This window comes from Polaromonas sp., from assembly GCF_039932935.1.
Lineage (GTDB): Bacteria > Pseudomonadota > Gammaproteobacteria > Burkholderiales > Burkholderiaceae_C > Polaromonas.
The window spans coordinates 1-8,965 of the sequence record NZ_JBDTPB010000093.1 but is presented as its reverse complement, the minus strand read 5'-3'; the positions used below and the strand labels follow the sequence as shown (position 1 = coordinate 8,965).

Here is an 8,965-nt window from a genome sequence, read left to right as displayed (position 1 = left end):
GGCGAAGGGCGAAGGGCGAAGGGCGAAGGGCGAAGGGCGAAGGGCGAAGGGCGAATAGAAGATGCAATAAACTGCTTGACATCAATTTGACGTGAAGTATACTGCAATTTAAGCGAAACGCAACTGCCAAAGTCCTGAAAAGGGCGACTTTTTACACAGGTGCTTCTTGGAAATCATGTCCGAACAGGAATCGAAAGCCACGCTCAGTGAACTGGGCGCCCGCGTTCGCGCCTGGCGTGCCCGCCGGGGCATGACGCGTAAACTGCTGGCATCGGACTCCGGCCTTAGCGAGCGTTTTCTGGCCGATGTGGAAACCGGCAAGGGCAACGTTTCGATCAATTCGCTGGAGGCCGCAGCCCGCGCGCTGAACATTTCCATCCTTGAGTTGCTTCAGGACGCCCCGCGGCCAGCGCTGGCCCGCGTGCAGGGCATGCTGACGCGGCTGGATGATGCCCAGCTGGACCAGGCCTACGGCCTGCTCGGCAGCACCTTCGGCCTCAGCGATTCACTGGGGCGCGAGCAGCGCGTGGCGCTGATCGGTTTGCGCGGCGCTGGCAAATCCACTTTGGGCAGCCAGTTGGCGGCCGAGCGCGGCGTACCTTTCATTGAGCTGGACCGCGAGATCGAACGTGAAGCCGGCACCAGCATGAACGAAATTCTGCTGCTACATGGGCAGGCCGGCTACCGGCGCTATGAACGCCGTGCGCTGTTCCGCATTGCCGAGGACCACCCGGAAGGCGTGGTCATGACAACCGGCGGCAGCATCGTGAGCGAGCGCGAAACCTTTGACCTGCTGCAAAGCCGCTTTTATTGCGTGTGGCTCAAGGCCAGCCCCGAAGAGCACATGGCCCGCGTGGTGGCCCAGGGCGACATGCGGCCCTTTGACACCACCCGTGGCGCGACCGACGAGGCGATGGAAGACATCCGCCGCATCCTCTCGAGCCGCGAGGCGCTCTATGCCCGCGCCGATGCCGTGGTTGATACCGCTGCGCGCACACTGAAACAAAGCCTGAAAGATCTGGAACGCGCCGTTCCCAAAACTTCCGTACGCGCTGAAATCCAGGGCGAGCGAATCTAACCCATAACCAGATATCACTGGAGACACCCCATGAACGCCATGACAGAACCCCTCTTGTTCAAGCAGGTCATTGAAGGCCAGGAGCGCGAGCTTGTAAGCTTCGCCACGCACCCGACCAAGTACCAGCACTGGACGCTCAGCGTGGAGGGCGATGTTGCGCGCCTCAAGCTCGACATCAATGAAGACGGCGGCATCAAGCCCGGCTACAAGCTCAAGCTCAACAGCTACGACCTGGGTGTCGACATCGAGCTGCACGATGCCATTAACCGTGTGCGCTTTGAACACCCGGCCGTCAAGGTGGTGGTGTTTGAATCAGGCAAGGAAAAGATCTGGTGCTCGGGCGCCAACATCTACATGCTGGGCCTGTCTACCCATGGCTGGAAGGTCAACTTCTGCAAGTTCACCAATGAAACCCGCAACGGCCTTGAAGACTCTTCGCGCCATGACGGCCTGAAAGCCATCGCTTCCGTCACCGGCGCCTGCGCCGGCGGCGGCTATGAGCTGGCCCTGGCCTGCGACCGCATCATCATGGTGGACGACCGCTCTTCCACCGTTAGCCTGCCTGAAGTGCCTTTGCTGGGTGTGCTGCCCGGCACCGGCGGCCTGACCCGCGTGACCGACAAGCGCAAGGTGCGCCGCGACCTGGCCGACATCTTCTGCACCACCAGCGAAGGCGTTCGTGCCGACCGCGCCAAAGACTGGAAGCTGATCGACGCGCACGCCAAGCCGCAGCAGTTCGCAGGCTTGCTTGCTACGGAAATTCAAGCGCTTCGCGCACAGTCCACGCGGGCTGCAGGCTCAAATGCCGGTAAAAAAGGCATTGAACTCACGCCACTCAAAGCCCTGATCGACGATACCGGCTACCACTACAGCCTGGTAGACGCACAGGTCGACCGCGAAAAGCGCATCGTCACCATCACGGTCAAGGCGCCTGCCGCCGCCATTGAATCCACCCCCGAAGCCATCGAGGCCGCCGGTGCCAACTGGTACCCGCTGAAATTGCAGCGCGAACTCGACGATGCCATCCTCAACCTGCGCACCAACGAGCTGGAAACCGGCACCTGGGTCGTCAAGACCAGCGGCGATGCCAGCCAGGTGATCCGCATGGACGAGGTGCTGGCCAAACTCAAAGACCACTGGCTGGTGAAAGAAACCACGGGCGCGCTGCGCCGCACCCTGGCGCGGCTCGACGTGACCAGCCGTTCGCTGATTGCGCTGGTGGAGGCGGGTTCGTGCTTTGCTGGCACCTTCTATGAGCTGGCCCTGGCCTGCGACCGTATTTACATGCTCGATTTGCCTGACGCGCCCGACACCGCACCCGCATTACAACTGAGCGCCGCCAACTTTGGCTGGTTCCCCGCGGTCAATGGCCTCACGCGTCTGCAAACCCGCTTCTGCGAAGACGAAACCACCATCAGCCAGTTGCAAAAGCTGGGTGATAGCCCGCTGCGCGCTGACCAGGCGCTGGCGTTGGGCCTGGTGACCTTGACCCCCGACGACATCGACTGGGAAGACGAGATCCGCATCATGCTGGAAGAGCGTGCATCGATGTCGCCGGACGCGATGACGGGCATGGAAGCCTCGCTGCGCTTTCCGGGCAAAGAGACGATGGAGACTCGTGTGTTTGGCCGTCTGTCAGCGTGGCAGAACTGGATATTCATTCGCCCGAATGCAGTGGGTGAGGACGGAGCCCTAAAACTTTTCGGCACGGGAAAAAAAGCCAAGTTTGACTGGAAACGCATCTAAGTTTTTTTACCGTTCGCACTGAGCTTGTCGAAGTGCCGGGGCACACCACGGAAGGCTTCGACAAGCTCAGCCCGAACGGATACGTCTAAGGAAATCATCATGTCTAGTATCGACCTGCAAGCCCTCATCCCCAACAACGTTCACCTCGGTGAAAACCGCCAGCTCCAGCGCGCGCTGGAGCACTGGCAGCCTGCCTTTTTGAATTGGTGGGATGAGATGGGACCCAGCGATTTCAAGGCCAAGGAAGTCTATTTGCGCACCGCTGTGGGCGTAGATGCCTCCGGCTGGGCCAGCTACGGCTACACGCCCATGCCCGACTACCGGTGGGGCATTTTTCTGGCCGACAAGGAAGAGGGCCGCAAGATCGGCTTTGGCGACCACATGGGTGAAGAGGTCTGGCAAGAGGTGCCCGGCGAATACCGCTCGACCTTTCGCCGCCTTATCGTGACGCAGGGCGACACCGAGCCGGCGTCTGTTGAGCAGCAACGCCTGCTGGGCCACACCGCACCGTCGCTGTACGACCTGCGCAACCTGTTCCAGGTCAATGTGGAAGAAGGTCGCCATCTCTGGGCCATGGTGTATTTGTTGCACGCACACTTTGGCCGTGACGGCCGTGAAGAAGCTGAAGAGCTGTTGATGCGCCACAGCGGTGACGCCGACAAGCCGCGCATTTTGGGCACCTTCAATGAGCCCATGGACAACTGGCTGAGCTTTTTTATGTTCACCTATTTCACCGACCGCGACGGCAAGTTCCAGCTCAAGTCATTTGCGGAATCCGCCTTTGACCCGCTGGCACGTACCACGCGCTTCATGTTGACCGAGGAAGCCCACCATATGTTTGTGGGTGAAACGGGCGTTGGCCGCGTCATCAAGCGCACATTGGAAGTGATGAAGGAGCTGGATACCGACGACGTGGCCACGCTGCGCAAGGCCGGCGTGATCGACTTGCCGACTGTCCAGAAATTCATGAACTTCTGGTTCACCTCGTCGCTGGACCTGTTTGGTTCGGAGGCCTCGTCGAACGCTGCCAACTACTTCAGCAACGGCATCAAGGGCCGCCCGGACGAAGCCAAGTTTGCCGATCACGTCGAGCGGGAAACCGAAATGAGCATCGTGGTGCCGAACGGGCAGGGCGGTGTGAAGAACGAGACGATCTCGACCCGCAACGGAATGAACGAAATCACGCGCCTGGAATACGTCAAGGATTGCAACGTTGGCGTGACACGCTGGAACATGGGCATCAAGCGGGCCGGCGTTGATTTTGAGCTGACCCTGCCGTCCACGCGCTTTCGCCGTGAGGTGGGCGCTTGGGCGGGCAACTTCACCGACCCGCTGGGCAACCCCATCACTGTCGCAAAGTTCGAAGCGAAAAAAGACCAATGGCTGCCGACGCCTGCCGACACGGCCTTCGTCAAGAGCCTGATGAACAAGGTGACTGAGCCCGGCAAGATGGCTGCATGGATTGCACCGCCGGATCGCGGGATCAATGCGAATCCGCTCGAGTACGAGTACGTGAAGTTGTGAGCCCCCACGGTCGCTCACTGCGTGTAGCTCCCTGCCCCCCGAGGGGGCGCTGCGCCTGCGGTCTGGCAAAGCCAGTCCCGCGGCCCCGGCTTGGTGTGGCCGGAACCCTGCGTTTGCGTTTTAGCGGCTAGCCGATTTTTGCTCCACGCTCGTTTAACAGGTCCCGCAGCAGCGAGCGGTGGCAGCGCGCCTCATTCTCGCAATAGCAACCCATCGAGAAATTCGCCTGGTGTGATAACGCCGCGAGCAGGTCGAGGTTGCGGCTGGCATCGGCTTCGTTCATCTCGGCCCGGTATTTTTTGCTGAAAGCGGCCCAGTCTTTGTCGGATTCGACGGATTGGCCGAGCTTCATGGTCTCCACGCTGGGCGCGAGGTTGGGGTACCAGACGTCGTACCAATTGCCGGACGCGAATTCTGTTTTGAGCACGCCGCGTGGCGGCCTGCGCACCGTGCCTATGCGCAATCCCTCGTTGGCACTTCGCGCTGTGCCCAGCCTCACGATTTTTATGGCCATCAAAGTCTCCGTTTTCAGAGTTCCATTTTGAAGCGTTCGAGGGCACGCTAGGCCTCTCTGGTCAGCCAGACGGACTGGAATGCCGGGGCTTGGCTCCACCCCGAGAACAGAAAATTAAGAGCGACTCAAAAAAGTCGGGCCAGATCGGGCTATAATATTTGACTTGTCGGAGTGTGGCGCAGTCTGGTAGCGCACCTGGTTTGGGACCAGGGGGTCCAAGGTTCGAATCCTTGTACTCCGACCAAAATTTCCGGTGAAAACTGGTAAAAAAGCCCACTTAGGTGGGTTTTTTTACGTCCGTCCATTAATACGGCAGATGATGCTGCAGATCAGCTGGCTGGATGGGTTAGCGACCCGAAGTTGGACGTGCGCCAATATTCCCGGGCTTGCTCAAGCTTTTCCTGAAAGTCGCGGTAGTGCAGCGGTTTGCGCACGTAGCTGTTGAGGCCCCCCTTGAAAGCCAACACCGTCTTTGAGGTTTCGCTCTCTGAAGTCAGCATGACGATGGGAACGAAGAAAGTGCGGGGATCCCCGCGCATGCGTTCCATGACCTCCAGGCCACTGATACCGGGCAAGCCCAGATCAAGCATGACCAACTCGGGCGGGTGATCATGGGGCCGGTCGCTGTAAGCGCCTTCGCAGAAAAGATACTCCAGGGCTTCCGTGCCGTCGCGGGCAACAACGATTTCATGGTCTGCCCCGTTTTCCTGCAACGTAATCATGGTGAGCTCCACATGATCGGGGTTGTCTTCCACCAGCAGCAGGGTCGGTCGGGTCATGTTGCGCGCCTTTACGGTTCGTTCGTGTACACAATATACCCCTGCCGAGGGCTCAACCATAGTGAGTGATTGCGATGTGTGAGAACCGCAACAAGAATCCATTCCCGCTGTCCCGGAATCACGGGTGCCGGAATCACTGGTGCCGGAGATATCGGATGATGTTGCCCGGCGTGTCTGCGAGGCGTTTGAAGGTATGATTCCCGACGAACTGAATCCTGCAGTTCGCAAGTTTGCGGCTACGCTGCACTGAACACACATACAAACTGCCCGTAGCTCAGTTGGATAGAGCATCAGCCTTCTAAGCTGAGGGTCGGGGGTTCGATCCCCTCCGGGCAGACCAATCGACCGCGTCAAGCTACTGCGGACCCGTGATCAAAGCCAATACGTTCCTCGTGATCCTCACGTACCCGTAGGTACGTTCCGGTCGCTGCGGTACGGTTTGGCTTTGCTGACGGGCCCTCGCTACGCTTGCCATCGGCCGATTACCGTTCTGGGCATCAGGCCCGATGCGGTCATTCAGGCTACCGGATTACCCCTGAACTCAGCGTTTTTGATACTGCGTTTTTCCGAATAGCACTTCCCGCGCCTTGTCGTCGGTGATGGGCTTGCGCAGATCGGCCAGCACCTTGACGCCTCGCTGCACGGCGGGGCGCTCGCTGATGAGATCAAACCATTTCTTCAGGTGGGGGTAATCGGCCCAGTCGATGCCGTGGTTTTGCCAGTTGCGCAGCCAGGGGAAGATGGCCATGTCGGCGATGGTGTATTCACCGCAAGCGATGAACCTGCTTTGGGCCAGTTGTTTGTTCATGACACCGTAAAGCCGTTTGGTTTCATTGGTGTAGCGGTTGATGGCGTAGTCGATTTTTTCGGGGGCATATTGCCTGAAGTGATGGGTCTGGCCGATCATGGGACCGACTCCGCCCATCTGGAACATCAGCCACTGCAGGACCTGAAACTTCTCGCGGTCGGTTTTAGGTAAAAATTTGCCGGTTTTTGCGGCCAGATACAGCAGGATGGCGCCCGATTCAAACACCGAGATCGGCTTGCCGTCGGGGCCAACCGGGTCGACCAGCGCCGGAATTTTGTTGTTCGGGCTGATGGCCAGAAATTCGGGCTTGAACTGGTCGCCGGTGCCGATATTGACGGGCGTAGCCTGCCAATCCCGGCCCAGGCGCAGCCCGCACTCTTCGAGCATGATGTGGACCTTGTGCCCATTCGGTGTGGGCCATGAGTAAACGTTGATCATTGGAGCTTCCTTGGACTAACATGAGGTTTGCTGCACTTTAAGAGAAAAGCCAAAACCATGTTCGAGCGGTTCAAGAAAGTCTTTGTCGGGGGTAAGGGAGATGCGGGCGATGCCGGCGCCTCCGATGACGCCGTGTCTGAATGGGCCGGTACCCGCGGGTTTTCGTATACCGGTATGGGAGAAGGCAAGGGTTTCTCGCTCAAGGGCACTGTAGGCGGAAAGCCCTGGAAAATGGAGCGTGGCAGCCCCTCACGCGATTACATCCGCGGTGAAGAACTGCGCGCCCGGGGCGAGATCAAGGTCAATGACGACGTCACGGTACTGATCATGAACCGGGCCTTGAAGGAAGCGCTGGAAAAGCGCGCTTACCAGGCTTATACCGACACCCTGCAGACCACCGCCGACCCCAGCATGCCGGAAGAGGTGCGCTGGCTGGCCATGTATTCGGAAGTCGGCTGGGAAAGCCTTCCCAAGCCTTTTTGGCAGCGCTATGTGGTCTTGGCCGACCAGCGTGTGCATGCACAGGCCTGGCTGGATACCCACCTTGTCGAATTGCTGATGAACTGGCCTGAGCCGTCAACGGATGCGCAAGTGCCCTTTATCCTGATGGTGCTGCGCGGCAAGGCTTACCTGCGCATGCAGTACACCCCCGCCGACATGCCGACGCTGGAACACGCAGCCCAGATTTTCACCAGCGCCTGCGAATCGGCCATTGCGGGCCTGTCCACCGACATCACGCTCTGAAGGCCCACTTTTTAGGACAAAACTGGCACTTCAGCCATATGGGACGAGCGCAAGCAGCTATTACTTTGATAGCGAATTGCCGTGCGCTCAGCCACCGCGGGTGATGGGCATCTCGACTTCACCGGGCATCAGCAAGTGTTTGGCCAGCTCAAGCTTGGCCAGTGATGCGCGGTGCACCTCGTCCGGGCCGTCGGCCAGGCGCAGGGTGCGCTGGCTGGCGTAGGCATAGGCCAGAGGGAAGTCGTTTGACACACCGCCGCCGCCATGGGCCTGGATGGCCCAGTCGATGATCTGGCAGGCCATGTTGGGCGCCACCACCTTGATCATCGCAATTTCGGCTTTGGCCACCTTGTTGCCGACAGTGTCCATCATGTAGGCGGCTTTCAGCGTCAGCAGGCGCGCCTGCTCGATCATGCAACGGGCTTCGGCGATGCGTTCGTGCCAGACAGACTGGCTGGCGATCGGCTTGCCGAAGGCGACGCGGGTATTGAGGCGCTTGCACATCAGCTCGAGTGCGCGCTCGGCAATGCCGATGCTGCGCATGCAGTGGTGAATGCGTCCGGGGCCAAGGCGGCCCTGGGCGATTTCAAAGCCGCGGCCTTCGCCCAGCAGCAGGTTGGCGGCGGGCACGCGCACATTGGTCAGGCGCACTTCCATGTGGCCGTGCGGGGCGTCGTCATAACCGAAGACTGACAACGGGCGGATCACCTCGATGCCGGGCGTATTGGCGGGCACGAGGATCATCGATTGCTGCTCGTGGCGGCCTGAGTCGGGGTTGGTCTTGCCCATCACGATGTAGATTGCGCAGCGCGGGTCGCCGGCGCCGGACGACCACCATTTGAGGCCGTTGAGTACATAGTCGTCGCCGTCGCGTTCGATGCGGCACTGGATGTTGGTGGCGTCAGAGGATGCCACCTCCGGCTCGGTCATCAGGAAGGCCGAGCGGATCTCGCCCTTGAGCAGCGGGTCCAGCCACTGGTCCTTGTTGGGCTCAGAGCCGTAGCGGGCAATGGTTTCCATGTTGCCCGTGTCGGGCGCCGAACAGTTGAACACTTCGGCCGCAAAAGGCACGCGCCCCATGATTTCACACAGGGGGGCGTATTCGAGGTTGGACAGTCCCTCAGGCGCGCGTGGCGAATGCGGCAAAAACAGGTTCCACAGGCCGGCGGCGCGGGCCTTGGGTTTGAGTTCTTCGACCAATTTGGTGGGAATCCAGGCATTGCCCTTGGCACGGTTCTCGGCGATCTCGTGGAAGAAGCGGGCCTCGTTCGGGTAAACATGCTCGTCCATGAACTTGAGCAGGCGCGCCCGCAGTTCCTGTACTTTTGGGGTGT

8 protein-coding genes and 2 tRNA genes are annotated in these 8,965 nt (G+C 59.9%); 6 read left to right on the top strand and 4 right to left on the bottom strand.

From position 1 onward, the window contains the following. The first annotated feature begins 175 nt into the window (after positions 1-175). The 3 genes from ABI546_RS16045 (at position 176) to boxB (ending at position 4,348) form a co-directional block, all read left to right on the top strand. Positions 176-1,078 carry a helix-turn-helix transcriptional regulator gene (locus tag ABI546_RS16045; RefSeq protein ID WP_348048029.1) on the top strand — a complete coding sequence of 301 codons (903 nt, stop codon included), beginning with the start codon at positions 176-178 and terminating at the stop codon, positions 1,076-1,078. A gap of 30 nt (positions 1,079-1,108) precedes the next feature. After that, positions 1,109-2,824: a 2,3-epoxybenzoyl-CoA dihydrolase gene (gene boxC / locus ABI546_RS16040; RefSeq protein ID WP_348048027.1), complete on the top strand. Its 1,716-nt coding sequence runs from the start codon at positions 1,109-1,111 to the stop codon at positions 2,822-2,824. A gap of 99 nt (positions 2,825-2,923) precedes the next feature. Next, positions 2,924-4,348 (top strand): benzoyl-CoA 2,3-epoxidase subunit BoxB, encoded by a 1,425-nt coding sequence (gene boxB, locus ABI546_RS16035; protein ID WP_348048025.1) that lies wholly within the window; start codon positions 2,924-2,926, stop codon positions 4,346-4,348. A gap of 127 nt (positions 4,349-4,475) precedes the next feature. On the opposite strand, the gene ABI546_RS16030 is transcribed toward boxB, so the two are convergent. Further along, a complete protein-coding gene (locus tag ABI546_RS16030; RefSeq protein WP_348048023.1) occupies positions 4,476-4,862 on the bottom strand; it encodes a DUF488 family protein in 387 nt (128 codons plus the stop codon). Between the two features lie 167 nt (positions 4,863-5,029). Between ABI546_RS16030 and ABI546_RS16025 the strand changes: the two genes are divergently transcribed. After that, a tRNA-Pro gene (locus tag ABI546_RS16025) sits at positions 5,030-5,106 on the top strand. Between the two features lie 85 nt (positions 5,107-5,191). On the opposite strand, the gene ABI546_RS16020 is transcribed toward ABI546_RS16025, so the two are convergent. Continuing rightward, complete coding sequence (locus tag ABI546_RS16020; protein ID WP_348048021.1) at positions 5,192-5,641, bottom strand: response regulator; 450 nt, start codon at positions 5,639-5,641, stop codon at positions 5,192-5,194. Positions 5,642-5,904: 263 nt separating this feature from the next. Between ABI546_RS16020 and ABI546_RS16015 the strand changes: the two genes are divergently transcribed. Beyond that, positions 5,905-5,981 (top strand) — tRNA-Arg (locus ABI546_RS16015). A gap of 201 nt (positions 5,982-6,182) precedes the next feature. Here the strand turns inward: ABI546_RS16015 and ABI546_RS16010 are convergent. Next, positions 6,183-6,887, bottom strand: a complete 705-nt coding sequence (locus tag ABI546_RS16010; protein ID WP_348048019.1) for a glutathione binding-like protein — start codon at positions 6,885-6,887, stop codon at positions 6,183-6,185. A gap of 57 nt (positions 6,888-6,944) precedes the next feature. On the opposite strand from ABI546_RS16010, the gene ABI546_RS16005 reads away from it, so the two are divergent. After that, positions 6,945-7,631 carry a hypothetical protein gene (locus ABI546_RS16005; protein ID WP_348048017.1) on the top strand — a complete coding sequence of 229 codons (687 nt, stop codon included), beginning with the start codon at positions 6,945-6,947 and terminating at the stop codon, positions 7,629-7,631. An 87-nt stretch (positions 7,632-7,718) separates the two neighbouring features. Here the strand turns inward: ABI546_RS16005 and ABI546_RS16000 are convergent. Further along, positions 7,719-8,965: acyl-CoA dehydrogenase family protein (locus tag ABI546_RS16000; protein ID WP_348048015.1), on the bottom strand; the 1,247-nt coding region annotated here is incomplete at its 5' end.

What these genes read in the sequence shown, in the direction of transcription:
- ABI546_RS16030 (WP_348048023.1), bottom strand. Translation starts at nt 4,862, where the DNA reads ATGGCCATAAAAATCGTGAGGCTGGGCACAGCGCGAAGTGCCAACGAG.
- boxC (WP_348048027.1), top strand. Translation starts at nt 1,109, where the DNA reads ATGAACGCCATGACAGAACCCCTCTTGTTCAAGCAGGTCATTGAAGGC.
- boxB (WP_348048025.1), top strand. Translation starts at nt 2,924, where the DNA reads ATGTCTAGTATCGACCTGCAAGCCCTCATCCCCAACAACGTTCACCTC.
- ABI546_RS16045 (WP_348048029.1), top strand. Translation starts at nt 176, where the DNA reads ATGTCCGAACAGGAATCGAAAGCCACGCTCAGTGAACTGGGCGCCCGC.
- ABI546_RS16010 (WP_348048019.1), bottom strand. Translation starts at nt 6,887, where the DNA reads ATGATCAACGTTTACTCATGGCCCACACCGAATGGGCACAAGGTCCAC.
- ABI546_RS16020 (WP_348048021.1), bottom strand. Translation starts at nt 5,641, where the DNA reads ATGACCCGACCGACCCTGCTGCTGGTGGAAGACAACCCCGATCATGTG.
- ABI546_RS16005 (WP_348048017.1), top strand. Translation starts at nt 6,945, where the DNA reads ATGTTCGAGCGGTTCAAGAAAGTCTTTGTCGGGGGTAAGGGAGATGCG.